The organism is Lysinibacillus capsici, assembly GCF_003367505.1.
Lineage (GTDB): Bacteria > Bacillota > Bacilli > Bacillales_A > Planococcaceae > Lysinibacillus > Lysinibacillus capsici.
The window spans coordinates 110,856-134,722 of sequence record NZ_PXXX01000019.1 but is presented as its reverse complement, the minus strand read 5'-3'; the positions used below and the strand labels follow the sequence as shown (position 1 = coordinate 134,722).

Sequence of the window (23,867 nt, the reverse complement as noted above, 5' to 3'; positions counted from 1 at the left end):
AAGGACAGTCTTTTTTTCCTTTTTACAATTAACAATGTTAACTATAGCCATACATGATGAAAGGAGTGAGGTTATGGCATTGTCTATATCGCAATTAGCTAAGGAACATCAAACATTTGTGCTGACTAAATTAAAAGAAGCTGAACAAGGGTTACATCCTTCCTCTACCGAAGATGAGGAACTAGTACGCCGTGCTGTCTTTTCAGTAAGGAATAAGTCCATTGTTTTTGAACGATTTAATGGAGCAAGTTCTATATTATATGCAAGTGTTCAAGATGTCAGACCCGCTTCTGTTGAAATTGATTTTTCAAAGGAAGAGCTACATTGTAGCTGTCCTCAAGCAAAATGGTGTCGACATCAAATAGGTGCTTTACTCGCTCTCTACCAATATTTTGATTCTGTTCAAAATTGGTCGAGTGCTTGGCGTGCACAAAAATCTGTTCAATTAAAATCTTTAGCAGATGAACGCAGCCCGCAAAGCTGGTCGATGATGGTGGATGAGGTGATGAAACGATTATTACCACCTGGGCGCATACTAGAAGGCTATGGGCTTTCCGCTGTAAGAACCGATGCTTTGGAGCGTCTTCGTCGACATATGCCCTTTGAGCGTGAATGGCAACCTCTTTATAAGCTCTATATGGAGCTAGCCATTTTTAATTCGATATGGCGACATTTAAATGAAACACCTGGACATTCGTTAGATTCACCTTATATGAAATATTTTATCGAACAAAGCACGCAATCTTTTGAGAGCATTCTTACAGAGCTTTCTAATCGATCACGACTATTTGCGACAGATCCATTTTATGATGCCATCCAAGAGCTAGTAAGAGAATTTTTATTAGAAAGACAAGGGCTTTTTGCCAATCGCCTTCGTCTATATATGCTACTATGGGCAGTACTTTTTTATGAGAAGCCTCGTCGTGAACAGGAATTGGCATTTATAAATAATCTTGTTCACTCTTCAGCAGAAATTTCTCTACAATCACTAAAATTATTATTTTATGTGCTATTACAGAAAGAGGATTTACTGCTTGAAAAGTTGGCACAGGTCGATTTACCACAAATGCAGGATTTGTTTGAACTAGCTACTTTTGCTCAACGTGCTGGAGAGTCAAATTCATTAGCAGTCATTTTACGAGCAATTTTACCTTTGACTGAAGTGTTTCTACAGGAGGTCGTTCCAGTCGTTCAGCGTGCCCAATACGTAAGGCAATTCCAACTTTTATTTGACGAGATTCAGCTTTCGGAGGAAGAGGAAGCAATGCTGTATAGTGCCTTTGGTGTGTATGGACTACAGCCGTTCTCAAGTTTTTTAATTAAAAAAGGTCGCTATCGGGAATGGGCAGCTCTACATCAACTTAACCCATCATCCCTCTCTTACTTAGAAATGTGTGGATTAAAGGATGTATTACAGGTTGAACCTGCAACTGTTTTACCTTTATATCATGTCTATGCAATGGCTGAAATTGCGCAAAAATCACGCTTAAATTATAAACAGGCTGTGCGTATTTGGAAAAGTATGCGTAGCGCTGCAAAGCGAGCTGGTAAAGCAGCTTATTTTGAAACATATATGCAAACCATTCGTGCAGAATATAAACGACTACGTGCGTTACAAGAAGAAATTGAGAAAGGAAACTTAGTATGATGACAATAAATGCTCCTTCCCCTTTTTCCAAAACACAACAGCTCCGTATCGAAGTAGCTCGGGAAGGATATTTTACGTTGCAGGGTTTTACTGCAAATGGTACAGCAATCGATGTTGATACATTAATTTCTTCGCTATTCTTTACTTATGAGGCAAATGTTTATGGATTATTAACAAATCGGGCTGATTTTACGATTGAAGTTTCTACGGCTGAATTACTCGATATTTTTTCAACAAGCTTCCAGCACCCCTTCATTAATTGGATTGGTGCAAATGAAGAAAGTATAAAATGGTTAAATAAAGTTTATGCATTACAAGCATACTGGCAAGAGCCATCACTTTGGTCACATGCTGTGATTGCAGATGATTTTTCATCATTAACTTTCCCTATTGATCATATCGATTCAGCATTATTGGAAACGGCTGTACAGCAGAAGCTTTCACAGGTTGGGCTAATACTAGCTGATTTACCAAAGTTACTACCCTTTTTCCTACGTGGAGGCTGGCCATTGGATCAAGCTCGTCAAGCTGGAGCTGTTTCCGTTTCTTTACGGTTAAGTGAGCCAGAAGAAGATGCCGATTTATGGTTATTAGAAACGGTGCTAAGCACTGCTACAACGAAAAACTACTGGACACCTGCTATTCGTAAACAATCCTTACCTATTGAAGAGGCACTACCTACAAAGTGGAGAATGTTTGCGACTGAAATTACACAGCAACAACAGCAAATTGTAGAACTTCTATCCACCGATACGATCAATAGTGATATCTTTATTCGTGTGACACTGGAAGATTTAGAAGTTCGCTCTTTTTTACGGGAGGATCTTGCTAGATTGCAGGCACTTGGTTTTGATGTTGTGCTGCCAGCATGGCTAAAGGATTTAAAACAATCCAAAATCCGAGTACGCGTTACAACTAGCAATGTTTCCACAAGGAAGGTAGCAGGTTTAGATGATATTTTAACGTTTAAATGGCAGTTTTCTATGAACGGACAAACGATTTCAGCTGAGCAATTTAAAAAACTTGTGGATGAGAAACGTGAATTTATTCGTATTGGTACTGAATGGTTCCGAGTAGATGCTAATTGGATGCAAGAAATGCGTGAATTGATGCAACAGGCAGAAGATGAAAGTTGGACTGTTCGAGAATTATTATTTAGGGAGTTACCAGAAGACCTGTCTGCTCCTGTTGAGGAAGAAGATGTAGATGATGCACTGAGAGATGATCCAATCTTTGCATTGGAAATACAACAATCATTAAAAGCATACATGGAGCAACTTTTGGAGAAGAAAGGCTTACCTGCCGTCTCGATTCCATTGTCCCTACAAACCGAATTACGCCCTTATCAATTAGAAGGCTTTGAATGGTTAGTCTTTATGCGCCAACAAGGTTTCGGTGCATGTCTAGCTGATGATATGGGACTTGGAAAAACGGTTCAATTGATTACCTATTTGCTCCATATTTATGAGTCATCAACTTACACAAAGCCATCCATCATTATTTGTCCCACTTCAGTACTTGGGAACTGGCAAAAAGAACTTGCTCGATTTGCCCCGTCCCTGATTGTGCATACACATTATCAAGCAAATCGAGCAAAGGATGAAGAGTTTAAAAAGCTAGTGACAGCAGAAAGGCCACATGTCATTTTATCAACCTATGGTACTGTTTCACAGGATACTGAATTTTTACAGGATATCGAATGGGCAACGGTAGTACTTGATGAAGCACAAAACATTAAAAATATGCAAACATTACAATCGAAAGCCATTCGTAAATTGCTAGGTGACCATCACATAGCTCTTACTGGGACACCTGTAGAAAATCGTTTATCTGAGCTATGGGCTATTTTTGATTTCATTCATAAGGGCTATCTAGGTAGTTTTGGTCGCTTCAATGAAGAATTTATTTTGCCTATTGAACGAGACGAATCAGAGTCGCATAAGCAGAAGCTTCGAGCTAAAATTCAGCCATTCTTATTGCGTCGTACAAAGCGAGATCCACATTTACAGCTTAACTTACCAGATAAGCTAGAATCGAATGAATATTGTCCATTAACAACAGAGCAAGCTTCACTTTATGAGGGCTATATTTTAGAGACGCTTGATCAGCTGGAGCAGTTAACAGGCTTTCAAAAAAAGGGTCGCGTCTTAAAGATGCTCAGTAAATTAAAGCAACTATGTAATCATCCTGCCTTATATTTAAAGGAATCTTTCGAGGATGCCGAAACAATGCTTGCACGTTCGACTAAGCTAGAGCGCATTGTACAAATGGCAGCTGAGATTGTGGACAATGGCGAGCAATGTCTCATCTTTACACAATATATCGGAATGGGACAATTGCTACAACATTGCTTTAGTGAAATATATAATGTGGATGCACCATTTTTAACTGGTGCCATGCCTAAGCAGCAACGAGACCGCTTAGTAGAGGCTTTCCAGGCAGGAGATTTCCCTATATTTATCCTTTCTTTGAAAGCTGGTGGAACAGGACTTAATTTAACAGCAGCTAATCATGTTTTACATGCAGATCGCTGGTGGAATCCTGCTGTTGAAAACCAAGCGACCGATCGAGCATATCGAATCGGACAGACACAATTTGTGCAGGTCCATAAGTTTGTGACAATTGGCACGATCGAGGAAAAAATTGATAAGATGCTGGTGCAGAAATCTGCATTATCCGAAGAGCTTATTCAATCAAGCCAGTGGTTGACCGAGTTAGAAGATCAAGAACTCCGCGATTTAATAACATTAGATATATAATAATGAGATGCGCCAAGAGCAAATAGTTCTTGGCGCTATTTAGTGGAACTTGCTACTTCTTTTCCCTACTTACTTCATCATTTGTATTTAGTTGTATTGAAAATTCCATTGCTGTGCGGTCTTCAGCAATGTTTTTTATTTGTGTTCCACATCATTCCTTTCTGTTTGTTACGGTGCAAGAAATATAAGGAGAATGGCGGATCAGACAATGAATGTTCTCTTGCCCCGTATGTAAGCTATACTTGCTAAGGTAAAACAAAATCCTTTAAGTGTTCCTGTTCATTCGGTGGCTGTGGCGGTATAGTAACTGCTTCGTCACTATCTCTTTGTTTAAGTTGATAAAATCTAACATCCTCAACCACTATCTCTGTCATAAAAATCTTTGTGCTTTCCTCATTTACAAATGACCTTGTTTGAATACGGCCAGTGGCACCGATTAATGAACCTTTACCGCAATATTTAACGATATTCTCTGCAAGCCTTCCCCAAGCTGTACAGAAAACAAAATCTGTATCTACTTCCCCTTGATTGTTTTTAAAATTACGATTAATGGCTAGTGAGAAATGAGTTTGCACACGATTTCCAGATAAGTAACGTAACACCGGGTCTTTTGTAAACCTTCCAACCAATCCGACTTGATTCATTCATTCACCTCCTTTGCTTTTGATTGCTCTCATCTTACAAAATGATTCCGGTATTCGCAAAAATCAATATTGTTAATTTCCTTCAGTTTTTGTGCATAAATTGGGTAAATCGGCATTTTTATTTTTCTATTTTTTATTAATTTTCTAGCTGAATGCTTTAGGCTGTAATGGCAAATGCTATTCCATGAAATCTGCAATTTCGCAGTTTTTGAAAAACCGTCACAGGTGCGCATCACAAACAACAGCTGTCTCATGTGTTATACTAAAAGAATGACAGACTTAGGAGGAATATACATATTGAAAACCTTTAAAATGCTTTCCTTTGACCTTGTCACGAAAGATGGCGTGCAACCATTCCCTTTAATCGATGGCATCATTATTAATCAGGAAAATAGTCATCAATCTTGGGTACTTGAATTGTTTATGGAAAAACAATATCGCTCAACCTTTGATGAGCTCTTAGCGAATGCTACAGTCTTCAATGTACGTGCAGTTATTTCATTCCCAGATAATGAACCCGCTCCTTTTCAGGTGATCGTACATACTGTTGAAGAAATCGGTAATCATGTTTCAGTTCTATTAAAAGGTACGCTTAAAATTAAACGATCAAAATATGCAGAACAATTACTTTCCGAGCTACTTGCTGAGGGTGTTTCTTTAGAGGATTTACTGGATCGCTTTACACAAGATATGAAAAAGCGACCAAAATTAAAAAATGACTGACGATGCGAATTTTTGCATCGTTTTTTTTATTGGACAAGCAGTAATTTTTTTGTACAATACAATTTGAAAAAGGAGGGTTTCATTTGGTGGTTGCTATGAGGGGGAGGCCTTTAAGGCTGTTGGAGATGTTCGTTTTGTCATTATAGGAGTATAGGAATTTTCTTAGGGCCATGCTTGATTAGTGATTAGTTACTCTTCATGAGTATTATTATGCTTCTGGCATTTCCCGCTTACATGGGTATAAAAAAGAGTGTTTTCCGCAGAGGAAACACTCTTTTTATGTTATCGGTTATTCATACCATCACGGTATTTTTCAGTGTTGTTTACTTTATCGTCGACAACATCATTATTATTGTTACCGTTCATGTTGTCATTACGTTCAACACCATTTACACCGTTTGCATTTGGTGTGTTATCATAGCCGTTTGTGCTGTTGATATCGGCATTTGAACCAGGTGTTGTTGCTTCAGGTAATGTTGTATTATCGTTAACAGTACCTCGATCTACACCATTCCCATTTACATTATTGCGATCGTATGCATCGTCACGATTATTCGGATCTAATGCGTCCTCAACATCGTCGACTCCTCGACGTACGTCATTCTCGACTTCTCGAACAGGGTGATCTTCTACTGCATTATTTCCCCAGTTACAACCTCCAAGGAATGCAGTTGCAAGAATGATGGTTAAAAATGACATTTTCCACATAGTAAAAAACCTCCTTTCTTGGGTACTATGTCATCAAATACATCTACTGTATTTGTGATCCTACATAGATTGCCCGAGAAAGGAGGGAACTATCCGATTTTTGTACAAACTATTTTTGTTTTTCTTTTAATAACTGTTCAATATATGCTGCCTCTGCTTTACAGTCGTAGCTATAGTTTGTGCCTAGCTCTTTTTGCAATGCCTCGATTGTTTCGACTTGCTGTGCTGTTGGTTCTTCATTTAAAATTTTGGCAATAACCTCATCGATTTTTTGTGCCATTTCTTCATGAAACTGTGCGCTCATCAATGTATCAGCAGGGATTTTTTCGATCCACGCGGCATTCTCCTGAAAATAAGTCTGCCAGTTTGCAATGAAGTCTTCCATGGAAAAGCGCTCTTCATCCCAACCAATACTTGCTAAGTATGTTTCAAAAGATGTTGAAATCGAACGAGTAATGCTAATTTTAATACCTGAAGACAATTCCTTATACATCTTAATAATCCTCCTACGTTTGTAAAACCTAAAAATTACATCTATTTCAATTCACAATCGCTTATTTACCATCGCAATTTAAGAACCTACTAATCAATTTTTGACTTGACTTTATCTATTTTATATCTTTTGGTCTACAAATGCAAATTAAGCTTGTTTAGGCTGTTCAGGCCCAATTGCAAATAGAATATCGGCTTCACATACAAGTTCTCCATCTACAGTTGCTACACCATGACCTTTACCCATTGCGCCACGAAGTTTTACAAATTCTACTTCCAATTTAAGTTGGTCGCCAGGTACGACTTGACGCTTGAAACGACAATTATCAACACCCGTTAAAAACGCTAAACGACCCTTAAATTCTTCAGCATTTAATAAAGCCACTCCACCTACTTGAGCTAAAGCTTCCACAATTAACACACCTGGCATAACTGGATAACCTGGGAAGTGCCCATTAAAAAAATCTTCGTTAATTGAAACGTTTTTTAATCCTACTGCACGTTTCCCTTCTTCTAATTCAATGATGCGATCGACGAATAAAAAAGGATAGCGGTGTGGTAAAATTGCTTGAATTTGTTCTGCAGTTAACATGTCATTTCCCCCTCAAAAATTAAGTATGTATACACAAAGTAAGGTAAAGAATAATGTTATTCTTTACCATTCATAATATCAAATATATGCTGCCATGTTTCTCGTTTAAAAATATCCATAGCATTGCCTTCTCCAATAACGCTAAAGCCAAACATTGCGCCTAATGCTGCGGCAACAACGACTAAAATGAGAACAATTACAATGCGTAACCAAATCGGAATCAGTCGGATTTGCACCCATCGAACCTCGCGTTGCTCTCCAGTCGAGCGGCGTTCTTTCTTTTCTGGTTGCGGTTGCGTATCGGTTTCTTGTGTCGGCACAGAACGTCGACGTGAATCGTTTGTCATAGATTGTACTCCTCTTCATTCCTTACTATGCGTTTTTGGATAACTTCCTATCGAATGCCATTAATTAGTCCTAGCATTTGATCTGCTAATGTCACCGCTCTTGCGTTGAATTGATAAGAACGTTGTGTTTGAATGAGTTCTGTCATTTCTTTCGAGAGGTTAACATTGGACATTTCTAGTGTACCACTTTGCATGCCAATTTGCTGACGGTTGGCTCCCACAAGCTCTGTCAAAACTTCTGCCTGCGTATAGCCAAGTTCAGCTAAATTATTAGGTAATCCCATATAAGAACCGGCAACATGCTCCATTAATTGCGGCTTTTGGAATTCTGTTACAGCTAAATCCGTACGAATAATATCCCCATTTGGATAAGATGCTTCTAATACGCCACCATCTCGAACAGCAAACTTTTGAACCGTGTCTGGTAATGTAATAGCTTGTCCTGCAGCATTAGCTACTGGATAACCCTCTGCTGTTACAAGCATAACTGTTCCATTATTCAATGGAGATAAATAAAAGTCACCTTGTCGAGTATACACTGTTTCAGTTCCATTTTCACCATCTGGCATCAAAATATTGAAATATTGTTTCGCTTTTGTGAAAGCTAAGTCTAAATCACGATTAGTTGTTTGTAATGAACCTTGCTTTTCATTGGATTTAATTTGCCCAATCATTGCGCCAGATCCATAGCGAATACCAACAGGTGTTTGTCGTTCTGCGCGATCCTGCTTATCATTATTAAATTGCTGATAAAGTAATTCATTAAAGGATGCTTCCTTTGTTTTATAGCCCGTTGTATTACTGTTAGCAATGTTATTACTAATGGTATCCAGTTTGTTTTGTAATTGCCCCATTGTGTTTGTAGCTGTAATCATTGTACGTAGCATTGATAAAAGCCTCCTGTTCGCCCATTAAATTTTTCCGATTTCATTTACAGCCTTTTCCATGCTACGATCATAAGCTTGTAATACTTTTTGATTTGCTTCAAATGCACGGTAGGCAGTCATTAAATCTGTCATTGTGCGACCAGAATCTACGTTTGACCCTTCTAAAAAGTTTTGACGTAGTGTAAAGGAAACACCATTCGCTCCATAAGCTGTTGGCAAGTTCTCACCATTTCCTGTACGAATAAGGCCATTATCTTGTTTTTGTAGCATGTTCGGGTTAGCAGCAAATGATACACCAACACGAGCTACTTGTTGATTATTTACAAAGATAGCGCCACTTTCATCTAATCGGAAATCATCATTTGGTAGCTGGATACGTTGCCCAGCATCATTTAGTACATATAATCCTTGACCGTTAACTAAATAGCCTTGCCCATCTAAAGTGAAATTACCATTACGTGTGTAAGCCTCACCACCAGCAGGATGTTCTAGTCGGAAGAAAATTGAACCCATAACCCCATCTTCATTTTGTGGTAAGTTTCCATTAATCAATGCCATATCTGTTGTAAAATCAGTATTATAGATTTGGCCTTGTATGTAATTTGGCAATGTTTCTTGTAAATATGTCCCTGTATTTAAAGCTCCTACTTGACTCATATATTCAGCGCCAGCTTGTTGGTGAGCAGGAGCATTTGTTTTTCCAATGCTAGACATTAGCATATCTGGAAATGAGCGAATCGTAGATTGATCTGCCTTAAATCCTGGTGTATTCGCATTTGATAAATTATTGGTAAGTAATTCTGTTCTTCTTTGTTGCGTGATCATACCTGTTGCAACTGTATAAAATCCTTTAAACAAAGAAATCACCTCATTTTATTTTTATAAGGATGCTGGCACACGATCAATATTTTCAAGCATGATACCTGTACCAATGGCTACACAATCCATAGGTCTCTCTGCAATGAAAACAGGTACCTTCAACTCTTCTATTAATAGCTGGTCCATTCCATGTAACAATGCACCACCACCAGTTATAATCACTCCACGATCAATGATATCGGCTGATAATTCAGGTGGTGTTTTTTCTAAGACATTTTTAGCTGACTGGACAATCATGGCTACTGACTCATGTAGTGCACGTTCAATTTCTTCAGACTCAATTGTAATTGTACGTGGTAAACCTGTTACCATATCACGGCCACGAATATCCATTGTATCATTGCGACTACCTTTGAAAACTGTACCAATTGTCATTTTGATTGCCTCTGCAGTACGTTCTCCAATCAGCAATTTATATTCTTTTTTAATATATTGCAAAATATCGTTATCAAACACATCGCCTGCTACTTTAATGGATTCACTTGTTACGATATCACCCATTGATAGAACTGCGATATCTGTCGTTCCGCCCCCGATATCGACTACCATATTTCCACTTGGTTGGAAAATATCCATTCCAGCACCTATTGCTGCAACTTTTGGCTCTTCCTCTAAATATACTTTTTTACCACCGGATTTTTCAGCAGCTTCACGAATTGCCTTTTGTTCAACACTTGTAATATTCGTTGGACAACAAATTAATATGCGTGGCTTCGCCAAAAATCCTTTTACGTTTAATTTATTGATGAAATGTCTTAACATCGCCTCTGTCACATCAAAATCTGCAATGACTCCGTCTCTTAGTGGACGAATAGCTGTGATATTACCTGGCGTTCTCCCTACCATTTGGCGGGCTTCTTCCCCAACCGCTAATACTTTATTTGTCTTTTTATCGATCGCCACAACAGATGGTTCATTGAGGACGATCCCTTTCCCCTTAACGTGGATTAATACGTTCGCAGTCCCTAAGTCAATGCCAATATCTTTCGAAAACATTTTATAATTTCTCCTTCCCGCCAGTTCCAACTACATAACGTTCATTTTATCTCTTTATCTAGAATATTTTATCATATTCTATTGGTAATTTCACCTAAATTTAGTGAATAAGACTGTTTTCTTTTTAGGCAGTGAACGGCTATAATATAGAATTACTATTCTTAGAAAATCATCACTTATGCTTGTCCAACACAACAAAAAAGAACGAATCATTCATGACTCGCTCTTTCTTTCCACTTGTTTTTCGTTGCTTCTCCTCCGCGAATATGACGTACGGCCTTATGGTAGGCGAGTATTTCTTTCACTTGGTCAGCTAATCCTTCATGAATTGTTGGTAATCGCTCTGTTAAATCCTTGTGCACCGTACTTTTTGAATAACCAGTCATTTTCGCGAGGACACGCACAGTCTCACGCGTCTCAATCAGTAATTCACCGAGGCGTATGCAGCGCTTCCGAATGTGCTCATGCACGTTCTTCGTCCTTTCCACACAATTTCACAAAATGCTTTGGCAATCAGATGCACATTTGCGCATTTCTTCACCTTATGTGAGGACAAAGCTATTCAGAACACGTTTTGCATTTTCTTGATAAAATGCTGACTTTTTATGCGTTACTAGCTTTTCTCATTAAAAAGCTAGTAATTTTTTCGGATTGATATATTTTCCGTTTTCAAGAATTTCGAAATGCATGTGGACGCCAGCCGCTTGATTCCACTCGTTGTCAGTCGCTTTTCCTAATGCTTGACCTTGTGTAACCTCATCGCCTTCTTTAACAGCGATATCCTTCACAGAGCTATAATGTGTCTGCATACCATTTGGATGCTCGATCACGATCTTATTGCCTGTAAATGCGTCTAGTTTTACCTCTAGTACTTTACCACTCATAGCAGCTAGTACTTCAAACTCTTCACCATTCATAGCAATAGAGATTCCTGAAGATGTAGTAAATGTTTGATTAAATACCATTAGTGCATTTTCACGAGACTCTTCATTTGCCTCTAACTCGTAAAATTCTTGTAAGACTTGTACTTTACTAAAATTCTCTTCTTTGAATGGATACTTCATGTTTTCAGTTCGTGCATTAGTTTCCACTACAGGACCTGGATCTACTTCAGCTAAATCTGGTAAAGGAGCCTCTTCTACTTTTGATACGAGACTATTGTAACCAAATAACAATCCTGCTAGAACAAGTGCACCACCTGTGTAAACTACTGGCCAAAACCACGGTTTCTTTTGTAATTGGCCATTTTCCTTTTGATTTGGATCTTGGTTTTGAGAAGCTTTGTTATTTTTATCCTCTCTCATTTTCATCACCTCTAGTTGCAGTGTGAACAACTAGAAGTTATTTTAAACATGCATCTATTTTTTTTATTTCAATATCTTGATAATAATAGTGTAAAATTTCGGCAGCTGTTTTCCTTTCATTTGCCATTGCCTCAGCTCCATATTGACTCATGCCCACTCCATGCCCATAACCTTGAGTTTTCACTTGAACTTTTCTTTTATTGGCATTAAAGATGATTGTGAAATCAGTTGATGGTATACCAAGGAGCGTTCTTACCTCTCTCCCTGTCCAGACGTTATTCCCTAGCTGTAAACGTTCTACTCGTCCAGAATCATTATAAAATAACTGGATACGATTAAAATCACTAGGTTGCCATTGTATAGGCCAGAGCTTATTCCATTGAGCTAAAGTCCATTCTTGCTCAGCCTCAAACTTAGGAGATGTTTGATCAGATATACTTGCAACACTTTGCAAATATGGAATATCATTTCCACCATATCCATAAGCACTTTCTGTTTTACCATTGCTTGTTGAATGAAACATGGCTGTAATCAATTCATTATTATAAAGAATAACTTGTCCTTGTGTTTCATTGATAGCTTCGACAATTTTCTTTTCATTTCCCAGGAAATTGCTAGCCCAATTCGCCTTTCTTTGTTCTTCATCATAGAAGACTTGTTTTGCCACAGTTGGGGCGATCGCAATTTTTCCGTAATTTGTCGTTTTCAACGCATATGTGCGTGCTGCAATAGCTTGTGCCTTCAGTGCCTCTTTTTTAAAAGAAACGGGCATTTCTGCAGCAACTACCCCTGTAATATACGTTTCCAAAGGGATTTTTTCTTCTTGCCCCTCCACTTCTATAAATATTTCACAAGCATTCTTATCACTAGTTTGAGGTATGATAGCCTCTTGTCTTTCACTAAACCCTACTATAGGAAGCATATATAATGCCCCAATTAAGCAAATGACACCTATACTAATCATCCATTTTTTCATAAGGAATAATATGCTAGATTTCTTGTAGTTATGAGAAAATAAAAACCCTCTGCATAAAAAGCAAAGGGTTTTAAAATCTATTTAGTTTGTAGGCAATTCAACTGTTACATCTTCAATTGTCACTACTTCTTCTGTAATACGTTCAATATTAGCACCAAGAGATGCTAATTTTCCATGGAAATCAACATAACCACGATCTAAATGATGAAGTTTTGTGACACGTGTCATTCCTTCTGATACAAGACCTGCTAAAATTAATGCAGCCGCAGCTCGTAAATCCGTTGCCATTACCTCAGCTCCCTGAAGATCCACAGGCCCCTCGATAAACACAGAACGTCCCTCTATTTTAGCACCAGCATTCATACGACGGAATTCCTCAACATGCATAAAACGGTTTTCGAATACCGTTTCTGTAATAATACTCGTACCTTCAGCAGTAAGCATTAACGCCATCATTTGTGATTGCATATCTGTTGGGAAACCAGGATGTGGCATTGTTTTGATATCAACTGCTTTTAGTGTTTTAGGAACTCGTACACGGATTCCTTCATCCAACTCAGTAATTTCTACACCCATCTCACGCATTTTAGCTATTAAAGCAGTCATATGCTCAGGAACTGCGTTTTCAATCACCACATCTCCTCTCGTAATAGCTGCTGCCACCATAAATGTACCAGCTTCAATACGGTCAGGAATAATATGATGCTCTACTCCATATAATGTATCGACTCCTTCGATACGAATCGTATTTGTCCCCGCTCCGATTACACGGCCACCCATACTATTAATAAAGTTTGCAAGATCCACGATTTCAGGCTCTTTCGCTGCATTTTCAATTACAGTTGTCCCTTCAGCTAAAGATGCAGCTGTCATAATATTTTCAGTTGCCCCAACACTTGGGAAATCCAAATACACATTCGCCCCTTTTAAGCGACCCTCTGTCTTCGCCTCAACATAGCCATGGCCAAATGAAATTTTTGCACCCATTGCTTCAAAGCCTTTTAAGTGTAATTCAATCGGACGTGATCCAATTGCACAGCCTCCAGGAAGTGCTACACGAGCATAGCCATTACGAGCAAGTAGAGATCCCATTACTAAAATAGATGCACGCATTTTACTAACAAATTCAAATTGAGCTTCACTTGAAAGTTCTTTTGTTGCATCTATATATACGGCATTATCTTCAGGTATATATGTAACTGCTGCGTTTAAACTTTTAAGTACTTCATTTATTGTAAAGACGTCTGCTAAATTAGGGACTTCTTTAATTACATTTTCTCCTTTTGAAGCAAGTAAAGCTGCTGCAAGGATTGGTAACACTGCATTTTTTGCGCCCTCTACACGTACTTTTCCCTGTAGTTTTTGGCCGCCAGTCACTATTATTTTATCCACCCTATGTCCCTCCGAATTCAATCTATTAACCTACCAAATTTTTATTTTAATAAAGAAGTATAATGTCATAATCAGTAAACAAACAACTCTATAGTACAACTTTTCTAACGCTCGTTCAAGCGTCCAAATCACTATTTTAAGCCATTATTAGATTTTTTGCTATTTATTTATTGTACGCTGCTAAATTTTTTTTGTGAATGACCAATAACCCGTTCGCTTCTAATACATACCCAAAGATATATGAATAAAAAACAACTTTTCACTTTTTTCTATAAAAAATGAAGTGGCAGGCCCTATTATCGTACATTTATCAATGGGTATCTTGGTAGCTAATAGCGTAAAATTCATAAGAATTTAATGTATTAGCGTCTTTTTACATAGTTCAAAGGGCCACACAAATGGTATTATAAAGTCCTTTGAAGTATGTAGACCTATAAATTTATGAAAGAAAGCAACGAATTCTTTAAAATAAATAAGGAAGTTTGCCTGACCAGCTAGATATTTGAAGAAAGAAATTAGATACTGCTGAGCCTATCGCAATACTAAGTAAAATATAAATGAGCTGAATTTGAAAAACTCGATTCTTTTTAAATAGTTTTTCGATCATAAAAGCTTGTAATGCGTAAAAAGTAATAGCAATAAAAAATAGGTGAGATAAAATACCCAATAAAGCTTCTTGTCCGATCGCTTCATATATTTCCATGTAGCATCCTCCATTTCTCCTTCAATATGTTTATTCACCTTAAAAAACGGGCAGATGCGATATCTGCCCGTTAAAAATGAATTAGATATTACCCTCATGAACGTTGATACGATTCAACGCACGTTTTAATGCTAGGTCAGCACGTTTGAAATCAATGTTGTCTTGTTTACTTTGAAGACGTCCTTCAGCACGTTTAACGGCTTCTTTAGCACGTTGAACATCGATGCTTTCAGCAATTTCAGCAGACGGCGCTAAAATTGAGATTTTTTCTGGACGAACTTCAATGAAACCACCGCTTACAGCAACAATATCAGTCGAACCGTTTTCTTTTTTAAGCTTCACTGCACCAATTGCAAGTGGAGCAACCATTGGAATATGGCCAGCAAGAACACCGATTTCTCCTGAAGTTGTTTTAGCGATTACCATTGATACTTCAGAATCGTATACTGGGCCGTCGGGAGTGACAATATTGACTAGAACTGTCTTCATATTTTTTCCTCCTCGTCCCTAGTATTAAACCTCTACGCCCATGCTTTTCGCTTTTTCAACTACTTCATCAATTGAACCAACTAGACGGAAAGCATCTTCTGGTAGGTGATCCCATTTGCCATCAAGGATTTCCTTGAATGAACGAACAGTTTCTTTTACAGGTACATAAGAACCTTTTTGACCAGTGAATTGTTCCGCTACGTGGAAGTTTTGTGATAAGAAGAATTGAATACGACGAGCACGTTCTACTGTTTGTTTATCTTCATCAGATAACTCATCCATACCTAAGATTGCAATGATATCTTGTAATTCACGGTAACGTTGGATTGTACGTTGTACACCAGTAGCAATTGCGTAGTGCTCAGCGCCTACGATTTCAGGTGATAATGCACGAGAAGTCGAAGCTAATGGGTCAACCGCAGGGTAGATACCCATTTCAGATAATTTACGCTCAAGGTTAGTTGTTGCATCTAAGTGGGCGAAAGTTGTAGCTGGAGCCGGGTCAGTATAGTCATCGGCTGGTACATAAATCGCTTGAATAGAAGTTACAGATCCTTTGTTCGTAGATGTGATACGTTCTTGTAGTTTACCCATCTCAGTTGCAAGTGTTGGTTGGTAACCTACCGCTGAAGGCATACGACCTAATAGGGCAGAAACCTCAGAACCTGCTTGTGTGAAACGGAAGATATTGTCGATGAATAAAAGTACGTCTTGACCTTGCTCATCACGGAAGTATTCCGCCATTGTAAGGCCAGTTAAAGCAACACGCATACGTGCACCAGGTGGCTCGTTCATTTGACCGAATACCATCGCTGTTTGCTTGATAACGCCTGAATCGCTCATTTCGAAGAATAAGTCGTTCCCTTCACGAGTACGCTCACCTACACCAGCGAATACAGAGATACCAGAGTGCTCTTGTGCGATATTGTTGATTAATTCTTGGATTAATACAGTTTTACCTACACCGGCACCACCGAATAGACCGATTTTACCACCTTTGATATATGGTGCAAGTAAGTCTACTACTTTGATACCTGTTTCAAGAATTTCAACTGTAGTTGAAAGATTCTCGAAAGTTGGTGCTTCACGGTGAATTGAATCACGACGTGCGTCTGCTGGAATCTCTTCACCTAAGTCAATTACTTCTCCAAGTACGTTGAATACACGACCTAGTGTAACTTCACCAACTGGTACTGAGATAGCTTTTCCTAAGTCTGTTACTTCTGCTCCACGTTGTAAGCCATCAGTAGATGACATCGCAATTGTACGAACAGAATCATCACCTAAATGAAGCGCAACTTCTAATGCAAGAATTGTTGGTTCTTCATTAGGACGTTCAATCTTAACTGTTAAAGCGTTATAGATTGCTGGTAATTGGCCATTGTCGAATTTAACGTCAACAACTGGACCCATTACTTGAATAACATGTCCTTTATTCATTACTGTGTACCCTCCTATCGTATTCTTATACGACATTGGGAAGCTGCTTGCCTATTCTAAGGCTGCAGCTCCACCAACGATTTCTGTAATTTCTTGTGTAATCGCCGCTTGACGTGCACGGTTATATTGCAAAGAAAGGTCTGAAATAAGATCAGTTGCATTATCTGTTGCATTTTTCATAGCCGTCATACGAGAAGCATGTTCACTTGCTTTTCCATCTAATAATGCGCCATAAACTAAGCTTTCCGCATATTGTGGAAGTAACACTTCTAGAATTGCTTCACCAGATGGCTCGAATTCATAAGAAGCAGTACCGCTTGCAGGGGCAATATCTGTTAATGGAAGAAGTTTTTTCTCTGTCACTTCGCTAGCAATAGCGCTGACAAAGTGATTATAGTACATATAAAGTTCGTCATACGTACCATCAATGAACATACCAACAGCATTACGAGCGATTTCTTTAATATCAGCAAATGTTGGTTGGTCAGGTAGACCGACAACATTACTGATGACATTATGATCACGTTTCACAAAGTAGTCACGAACAACACGACCTACTGCTAAAATAACGTATTCGTCTTTTGATTTATGACGCTCGTTAATCGTACGTTGTACTTGACGTAGGATACTTGAATTGTAAGCACCTGCAAGACCACGGTCAGAACCAATGACTAAGTAAGCCGTTTTCTTAACAGGACGAGCAGTTAACATTGGATGTCCGCTGTCTTTTGTCCCTGAAGCGATCGCGCCTACTACGTCCTGAATTTTTTCCATGTAAGGAACGTAAGCTTTAGCATTTTGCTCTGCACGACGTAACTTAGAAGAAGAAACCATCTGCATTGCTTTTGTAATTTGCTTCGTACTCTTTGTTGAAGTAATACGACCTTTAATTTCGCGTAAGTTTACCACTGGTATTTCACCACCTTCTGTTTTTTAATCAAGTGACTAGCTAAGACTTATTCTGATTTAGCGAAAGTTTTTTTGAATGCATTGATTGCTGCTTCATAATCCGCATCAGGAGCAAGCTCTTTAGTAGTACGAACATGATCTAAAACGTTTGTGTGGTTTGAATCTAACCAGCTTAAGAATTCTGATTCGAAGCGAACGATATCTTGTACTGGAATATCATCTAAATGACCTTTAGTTAATGCGTAAAGGATTGCAACTTGTTTTTCAACTTTTAGTGGTTTGTTAAGGTCTTGTTTAAGAACTTCAACCGTACGTTTACCACGCTCAAGTTTAGCAAGTGTTACTTTATCTAAATCTGAACCAAATTGAGCAAATGATTCAAGCTCACGGAATGCAGCTAAGTCAAGACGAAGTGTACCCGCAACTTTTTTCATCGCTTTAATTTGAGCAGATCCACCTACACGTGATACAGAAAGACCGGCGTTAATCGCTGGACGTACACCTGAGTTGAATAAGTCAGATTGTAAGAAGATTTGTCCATCAGTGATTGAGATTACGTTAGTTGGGATGTATGCAGAGATATCCCCAGCTTGTGTCTCAACGAATGGAAGAGCTGTAATCGAACCATTTTGATATGTTTCATTTAACTTCGCAGCACGTTCAAGTAAGCGGCTGTGTAAGTAGAAAACGTCACCAGGATATGCTTCACGACCTGGAGGACGGCGAAGAAGAAGTGAAAGTTCACGGTAAGCTGATGCTTGTTTAGAAAGATCATCATACACGATTAATACGTGTTTACCTTGTAACATGAATTCTTCAGCCATAGATACACCAGCAAATGGTGCTAAGAATAATAATGGAGCTGGTTGAGAAGCAGAAGCTGTCACAACGATTGTGTAATCTAAAGCGCCATGTTTACGAAGAGTTTCTACAACACCACGTACAGTAGATTCTTTTTGACCGATTGCTACGTAGATACAAATCATATTTTGGTCATTTTGGTTAAGAATTGTATCGATAGCTACAGATGTTTTACCAGTTTGACGGTCACCGATGATTAACTCACGTTGACCACGACCGATTGGTACTAATGCGTCAATCGCTTTAATACCAGTTTGTAGTGGTTCGTGTACTGATTTACGAGCCATTACACCGAAAGCTGGACTTTCGATTGGACGAGATTTTGTAGTGTTGATAGGACCTTGTCCATCCACTGGTTGTCCAAGTGGGTTTACAACACGACCAATTAGTTCTTCACCAACTGGTACTTCCATGATACGACCTGTACGACGAACTTCATCGCCTTCTTTGATGTCAGTGTATGGACCTAAGATTACGATACCAACGTTACCTTCTTCTAGGTTTTGAGCCATACCCATAACACCATTAGAGAACTCTAGTAGTTCTCCAGCCATGGCGTTGTCGAGGCCATGAGCAAGAGCAATACCGTCACCAATACGGATAACTGTACCAACTTCGCTTACTTTAAGTTCAGATTCATAATTCTCAATCTGTTGTTTAATCAGACTGCTGATTTCTTCAGCCTTGATGCCCATGTATGTCACCTCTCACATTTCTAAATTATTAACCGATTAATTCACGTTTTAGACGCTCTAGTTTATTAGCTACTGAGCTATCATAAATATGGTTACCGATTTGAACACGAATACCACCAAGTAAAGATGGATCAACTTCGTTTGTAATATTTAATGATTGTTTTCCAACAAGTTTCGAGAACGCTGCTGAAATATTAGCGCTTTCTTCTGCAGAAAGTGCGCGTGTTGAAAATACTGTTGCATCTGCAGTGCCTTGTGCTTGCGCAGCAAGTTCAGCATATGCCTTAGCAATTTGTGTCATCTCGTTTACACGTTTTTTCTCAACTAGAAGTTGAACAGTGTGTAAAACTTCTGGTGTTGCACCATTAAAGATATCAGCTACCATTTGTTTTTTTCGTTCAACGGAGAACTTAGGTGCATTTAAAAGCGTTAAAAAATCAGGCGATTCTTTTACTACTTTTGTTAGTTCACTTAAGTCTGCTCCTACTTCAGTAAGAATATTTTTTTGTTGCGCCAATTCAAAAAGCGCTTGAGCGTAACGTTTTGCTACAGTTGAATTACTCATCGAGCTTCCCCTGCCTTCGCAATCGTCTCTTCAATTAGAGCACGGTTGTCTGCCTCAGAAATCTCTTTGCTAAGGACTTTAGATGCTGCAAGTACAGATAATGAAACGACTTCATCACGTACAGCTGCAATAGCTTTTTCTTTTTCAGACTCAATTTCACGTAAAGCCGATTCTTTTAAGCGATTTGCTTCATTACGAGCTACAGTAAGAATTTCTTCTTTTTGTAATTCGCCTTGCTTCTTAGCGCCTTCAACAATCGATTGTGCTTCTGTACGAGCTTCCTTAAGAAGGCTCTTTTGTTCTTCTAAAAATTGGTGCGATTCTTTGCGCGCTTTTTCAGCTGCTTCGATTTCACTCGCTACTAATTCTTCACGTTGTTGCATAATGCCCATAAGTGGACCCCAAGCGAATTTCTTAAGTAGTAACATTAATACGATGAAAATAACTAATGTTGCGATGATATCTCCACTATTTAACGAAGCACCGCCTGCACCTAGTACAAGATTATCTAAAAACACGATTGTTTCACTCCCTTCAAGAGCTTTAACTTCAACATAATTTAATGACTAAAAAACTACCTATTTTAAAAAGCTATATTTACACATAGCTTTTATCAGTTCCAAAATGAAGGGCGAAGTTTCATCTGGAGAATCCTGCTTCGCCACTAGTAAAATTCAGTGTTCAACTGAATTATTTGTTCATTACGATGAATGCTACTACTACTGCGATGATCGGTAGGGCCTCAACTAATGCAACCCCGATGAACATTGTAGTTTGAAGAACGCCACGAGCTTCTGGTTGACGAGCGATACCTTCTACTGTTTTTGATACAATAAGACCGTTACCAATACCTGCACCAAGTGCACCTAAACCGATTGCGATTGCTGCTGCTAATAAACCTAATGAACCTGTCATTTGAAAATTTCCTCCTTGGAATTGTTTGTTTTTGTTGTTCAAGCATAGGGTATATGCTTTATATTAATGGTCATCGCTCACTTTATGAGCCATGTAAACCATTGTTAACATTGTGAAGATAAAGGCTTGGATAAAGCCGATGAAAATTGAGAAACCTTGCCATGCCATCATAGGAACGATTGCCCCGATGAATCCCACAGCACCTGATGATGCTAAACCTGCAAGTAAGCCAAGTAAAATCTCACCCGCGTAAATGTTACCGTAAAGACGTAAACCTAATGTTAATGTGTTTGCAAATTCTTCTACTATTTTAAGTGGGAACATGAATGACATTGGTTTGAAGAATGTACCAACATAATGACCTGTACCCTTCATTTTTACACCATAGAAATGCGTTAAGACTAATATCATTGCTGCTAATGTCATCGTTACTGTAGGGTCAGCTGTTGGTGATTTCCACCATAGCTCATGCCCATAGACAATTGAGAAAGGAAGACCTAGTAAGTTAGATACTGCGATAAACATAATTAGTGTGATACCTAGAACGTGGAATCGACCACCAGTTTTCCAATCCATGTTGCTTTTAATGATATTCTTAACGAAATCCATAATCCATTCCATAAAGTTTTGCATACCAGTAGGTTTTAACTTTAGGCTTCTAGTTGAAATAAAGGCAATTAAAAATACGATAATTGCTGCAACTAGTAACATCATAACTGTTGATAAGTTAAATGTTAAAAAACCGACTTCTAGTAACGGAGCTTCATGATTCATTGTTATTTTTCACCTCTCTTTCTAATTTAAAGCACATTAGCGGTTCCTTACATGTGACACAATTCTCTCGACAAAGAGAAAAACGTACGGAATCATTAGCCCTATAACCGTGCTAATTAAGTGAAAATAGTTTGGCAACGAAATGGCTATTGCGACTGCCGCAACACCTGATCCAAAGCGAAGCGCTGTACCAAGTGAGCCTATTTTCTTCCCTTCACTAATGGATCTGTCAAACTTCTCCATACGCCGAACTAAAATCCAAAAATTATACGTACCAAAGAATGCACCGACTGCGATGCCCGCAAAAACAGTTTGATAGGGGGTAAATCCCCAGCCTAATGCGCAGAGTGCAAGCAAAAAAAATAACGCCCTCTTCTGCACAGCAAAAATGTGATGCAAATCTAGCATTGGTTGTAATCTCCTGAATCATTTTTTCGAGTAATGAAAACGTTTGCTGACCACTATGTGAAATCAGAAAAGAGCAGTGAAAAGCACTACTCACAGCGGAATAGTAATGGGAGAGTCATTTCAATTACAGGTGTAAATGCCCAAAAAAATAACTTACACCCCTTACCGACTCGGTAAAAACCGAAACGCACAAAACGTTGCAAATCGACAGTCTTATTTTGAACTGTCAATTTAGTAGAAAGTTGATATAACAAGTGTTTCAACGTCCTATTTATGAACAGAAACCCTTATCATTCTTACCCTTTGTAAGCATACAATAGGTGATATTTGAAGTCAATTGGTAAAGGAGAAAAACTTCACAGCCTCTATACTCTTGTCAAATTGTTGACAAATTTGTGTATGAAATTTCATAGTTTCAAAATTTCTCAACCTTCTCACGCATAAAAAAAGCTAATTTACGACAAGATTATGCTCGTAAATTAGCTTACCCATTTCAACAGGTACATTAGACTTATTTTTAATATAAAATATAGTATTTTAATTAGTTTTTTGTAAAAATCCTAGCAATGCTTCAACAATACGCTTAGATGCATGTCCATCCCCATATGGATTTGATGCTTTAGCCATTGCTTCATAGGCATTATTATCTGTTAGTAATTCCTTTGCTAAGGCGTAAATTGTTTCCTCTTCTGTTCCTGCTAGCTTTAATGTTCCTGCTGCAATCCCCTCTGGACGTTCTGTCGTATCTCTAAGAACAAGCACTGGCTTCCCTAATGAAGGTGCCTCTTCTTGTACACCGCCTGAATCCGTTAAGATCATATATGAATTAGCCGCAAAGTTATGGAAATCAAATACTTCAAGAGGCTCAATTAAATGCACTCGTTTATTATTCCCTAAAATTTCATTAGCAATTTCTCTTACAGCCGGATTCATATGAACTGGATAAACAACTTGAACATCCTCATGTTCTGCGAGTATTCTGGTGATCGCTTTAAACATATGGCGCATTGGTTCACCAAGATTTTCACGACGATGTGCCGTTAATAAAATCATGCGATCCTCGCCAATTTTATCTAATACAGGATGCGTGTAGTGTTCACTGACTGTTGTTGCTAATGCGTCTATTGCTGTATTACCTGTAACAAAAATCGTCGCTGGATTTTTGTTCTCATCTAAAAGATTCTTTTTAGATACTTCAGTTGGCGCAAAATGTAAATCTGCCATCACGCCTGTTAGTTGGCGATTCATTTCCTCTGGATATGGTGAATATTTGTTCCATGTTCGAAGTCCCGCTTCTACATGTCCTATAGCAATTTGGTTATAGAACGCAGCGAGGCTTGCAATGAAAGTCGTTGCTGTATCACCATGTACCAAAACGATATCTGGTTGTGCTTCCTTCATTACTTTATCTAAACCCTGTAATGCGTTTGTCGTTACATCAATTAATGTTTGGCGATCCTTCATTATATTTAAGTCATAGTTTGGTGTAATACTAAACGTCTCTAATACTTGATCGAGCATTTGGCGATGCTGTGCTGTTACAGTTACAATAGATTCTATTTGCTTAGGATACTTTTGTAACTCCAAAACAAGAGGAGCCATTTTAATTGCTTCTGGTCTTGTACCAAAAATCGTCATTACTTTCCATTTCTTTGTCAAAACGATCTGCACCGTCCTTTTTGTTATTGTATAGTAAGATCAATCTCCTGTTGATGAGGGATTACTTACCTACACATACTATGAAACGCCCTTCAATTTGAA

At 38.4% G+C, this 23,867-nt stretch carries 26 protein-coding genes; 3 read left to right on the top strand and 23 right to left on the bottom strand.

Annotation, left to right across the window (positions count from 1 at the left end):
* Nucleotides 1–73: 73 nt before the first annotated feature.
* Nucleotides 74–1,648, top strand: a complete 1,575-nt coding sequence (locus C7B89_RS17930; protein ID WP_016991812.1) for a hypothetical protein — start codon at nucleotides 74–76, stop codon at nucleotides 1,646–1,648.
* On the top strand, nucleotides 1,645–4,407 hold the full coding sequence (locus C7B89_RS17925; RefSeq protein WP_115674217.1) for a DEAD/DEAH box helicase: 2,763 nt from the start codon (nucleotides 1,645–1,647) through the stop codon (nucleotides 4,405–4,407). Before C7B89_RS17930 ends, C7B89_RS17925 begins: the two co-directional genes overlap by 4 nt.
* Nucleotides 4,408–4,652: 245 nt before the next feature.
* Here the strand turns inward: C7B89_RS17925 and C7B89_RS17920 are convergent, their stop codons facing one another.
* The gene (locus C7B89_RS17920) at nucleotides 4,653–5,051 is read right to left on the bottom strand and encodes a single-stranded DNA-binding protein (protein ID WP_004269495.1); all 399 of its coding nucleotides are present in this window, start codon (nucleotides 5,049–5,051) and stop codon (nucleotides 4,653–4,655) included.
* 297 nt (nucleotides 5,052–5,348) lie between these two features.
* Between C7B89_RS17920 and C7B89_RS17915 the strand changes: the two genes are divergently transcribed.
* Nucleotides 5,349–5,774, top strand: coding sequence for a YwpF family protein (locus C7B89_RS17915; protein ID WP_048395644.1), 426 nt, complete (start codon nucleotides 5,349–5,351; stop codon nucleotides 5,772–5,774).
* Nucleotides 5,775–6,056: 282 nt separating this feature from the next.
* On the opposite strand, the gene C7B89_RS17910 is transcribed toward C7B89_RS17915, so the two are convergent.
* The 22 genes from C7B89_RS17910 to wecB all read right to left on the bottom strand — a co-directional run bounded on the left by C7B89_RS17910 (nucleotide 6,057) and on the right by wecB (nucleotide 23,765).
* Nucleotides 6,057–6,482, bottom strand: a complete 426-nt coding sequence (locus C7B89_RS17910; protein WP_048395642.1) for a hypothetical protein — start codon at nucleotides 6,480–6,482, stop codon at nucleotides 6,057–6,059.
* Nucleotides 6,483–6,591: 109 nt separating this feature from the next.
* A complete protein-coding gene (locus C7B89_RS17905; RefSeq protein ID WP_048395640.1) occupies nucleotides 6,592–6,975 on the bottom strand; it encodes a hypothetical protein in 384 nt (127 codons plus the stop codon).
* A gap of 147 nt (nucleotides 6,976–7,122) precedes the next feature.
* Nucleotides 7,123–7,566, bottom strand: a complete 444-nt coding sequence (gene fabZ / locus C7B89_RS17900; protein ID WP_016991806.1) for a 3-hydroxyacyl-ACP dehydratase FabZ — start codon at nucleotides 7,564–7,566, stop codon at nucleotides 7,123–7,125.
* 56 nt (nucleotides 7,567–7,622) lie between these two features.
* Entirely contained in the window at nucleotides 7,623–7,913 is a 291-nt protein-coding gene (locus C7B89_RS17895; protein WP_004269489.1) for a DNA-directed RNA polymerase subunit beta, read from the bottom strand.
* 47 nt (nucleotides 7,914–7,960) lie between these two features.
* Entirely contained in the window at nucleotides 7,961–8,800 is an 840-nt protein-coding gene (locus C7B89_RS17890; RefSeq protein WP_048395638.1) for a flagellar hook-basal body protein, read from the bottom strand.
* A gap of 24 nt (nucleotides 8,801–8,824) precedes the next feature.
* The gene (locus tag C7B89_RS17885) at nucleotides 8,825–9,658 is read right to left on the bottom strand and encodes a flagellar hook-basal body protein (protein ID WP_115674216.1); all 834 of its coding nucleotides are present in this window, start codon (nucleotides 9,656–9,658) and stop codon (nucleotides 8,825–8,827) included.
* A 21-nt stretch (nucleotides 9,659–9,679) separates the two neighbouring features.
* Complete coding sequence (gene mreB, locus C7B89_RS17880; protein WP_004269486.1) at nucleotides 9,680–10,675, bottom strand: rod shape-determining protein; 996 nt, start codon at nucleotides 10,673–10,675, stop codon at nucleotides 9,680–9,682.
* A gap of 209 nt (nucleotides 10,676–10,884) precedes the next feature.
* Nucleotides 10,885–11,145 carry a sporulation transcriptional regulator SpoIIID gene (locus tag C7B89_RS17875; protein ID WP_115674215.1) on the bottom strand — a complete coding sequence of 87 codons (261 nt, stop codon included), beginning with the start codon at nucleotides 11,143–11,145 and terminating at the stop codon, nucleotides 10,885–10,887.
* Between the two features lie 156 nt (nucleotides 11,146–11,301).
* Nucleotides 11,302–11,979 (bottom strand): M23 family metallopeptidase, encoded by a 678-nt coding sequence (locus tag C7B89_RS17870; RefSeq protein WP_048395635.1) that lies wholly within the window; start codon nucleotides 11,977–11,979, stop codon nucleotides 11,302–11,304.
* A 37-nt stretch (nucleotides 11,980–12,016) separates the two neighbouring features.
* Nucleotides 12,017–12,955 (bottom strand): stage II sporulation protein D, encoded by a 939-nt coding sequence (gene spoIID / locus C7B89_RS17865; RefSeq protein ID WP_115674214.1) that lies wholly within the window; start codon nucleotides 12,953–12,955, stop codon nucleotides 12,017–12,019.
* Nucleotides 12,956–13,036: 81 nt separating this feature from the next.
* Entirely contained in the window at nucleotides 13,037–14,347 is a 1,311-nt protein-coding gene (gene murA / locus C7B89_RS17860) for a UDP-N-acetylglucosamine 1-carboxyvinyltransferase (RefSeq protein ID WP_048395622.1), read from the bottom strand.
* Between the two features lie 463 nt (nucleotides 14,348–14,810).
* On the bottom strand, nucleotides 14,811–15,050 hold the full coding sequence (locus C7B89_RS17855) for a DUF1146 family protein (RefSeq protein WP_004269481.1): 240 nt from the start codon (nucleotides 15,048–15,050) through the stop codon (nucleotides 14,811–14,813).
* Nucleotides 15,051–15,131: 81 nt separating this feature from the next.
* Nucleotides 15,132–15,539, bottom strand: coding sequence for a F0F1 ATP synthase subunit epsilon (locus C7B89_RS17850; protein ID WP_004269480.1), 408 nt, complete (start codon nucleotides 15,537–15,539; stop codon nucleotides 15,132–15,134).
* A 24-nt stretch (nucleotides 15,540–15,563) separates the two neighbouring features.
* On the bottom strand, nucleotides 15,564–16,979 hold the full coding sequence (gene atpD, locus C7B89_RS17845; RefSeq protein ID WP_004269479.1) for a F0F1 ATP synthase subunit beta: 1,416 nt from the start codon (nucleotides 16,977–16,979) through the stop codon (nucleotides 15,564–15,566).
* A 51-nt stretch (nucleotides 16,980–17,030) separates the two neighbouring features.
* Nucleotides 17,031–17,888: an ATP synthase F1 subunit gamma gene (atpG, locus tag C7B89_RS17840; protein ID WP_004269478.1), complete on the bottom strand. Its 858-nt coding sequence runs from the start codon at nucleotides 17,886–17,888 to the stop codon at nucleotides 17,031–17,033.
* A gap of 47 nt (nucleotides 17,889–17,935) precedes the next feature.
* Nucleotides 17,936–19,444: a F0F1 ATP synthase subunit alpha gene (gene atpA, locus C7B89_RS17835; RefSeq protein WP_004269477.1), complete on the bottom strand. Its 1,509-nt coding sequence runs from the start codon at nucleotides 19,442–19,444 to the stop codon at nucleotides 17,936–17,938.
* Nucleotides 19,445–19,472: 28 nt separating this feature from the next.
* Complete coding sequence (locus tag C7B89_RS17830; RefSeq protein WP_115674213.1) at nucleotides 19,473–20,009, bottom strand: F0F1 ATP synthase subunit delta; 537 nt, start codon at nucleotides 20,007–20,009, stop codon at nucleotides 19,473–19,475.
* A complete protein-coding gene (gene atpF / locus C7B89_RS17825) occupies nucleotides 20,006–20,527 on the bottom strand; it encodes a F0F1 ATP synthase subunit B (protein ID WP_016992759.1) in 522 nt (173 codons plus the stop codon). Before atpF ends, C7B89_RS17830 begins: the two co-directional genes overlap by 4 nt.
* A 172-nt stretch (nucleotides 20,528–20,699) precedes the next feature.
* Nucleotides 20,700–20,924 carry a F0F1 ATP synthase subunit C gene (atpE, locus tag C7B89_RS17820; RefSeq protein WP_004269474.1) on the bottom strand — a complete coding sequence of 75 codons (225 nt, stop codon included), beginning with the start codon at nucleotides 20,922–20,924 and terminating at the stop codon, nucleotides 20,700–20,702.
* A 63-nt stretch (nucleotides 20,925–20,987) separates the two neighbouring features.
* Nucleotides 20,988–21,698 (bottom strand): F0F1 ATP synthase subunit A, encoded by a 711-nt coding sequence (atpB, locus tag C7B89_RS17815; RefSeq protein WP_004269473.1) that lies wholly within the window; start codon nucleotides 21,696–21,698, stop codon nucleotides 20,988–20,990.
* Nucleotides 21,699–21,734: 36 nt separating this feature from the next.
* Nucleotides 21,735–22,106, bottom strand: a complete 372-nt coding sequence (locus C7B89_RS17810; RefSeq protein WP_004269472.1) for an ATP synthase subunit I — start codon at nucleotides 22,104–22,106, stop codon at nucleotides 21,735–21,737.
* Nucleotides 22,107–22,643: 537 nt separating this feature from the next.
* Nucleotides 22,644–23,765, bottom strand: a complete 1,122-nt coding sequence (gene wecB / locus C7B89_RS17805; RefSeq protein WP_004269471.1) for a non-hydrolyzing UDP-N-acetylglucosamine 2-epimerase — start codon at nucleotides 23,763–23,765, stop codon at nucleotides 22,644–22,646.
* Nucleotides 23,766–23,867: the final 102 nt, after the last annotated feature.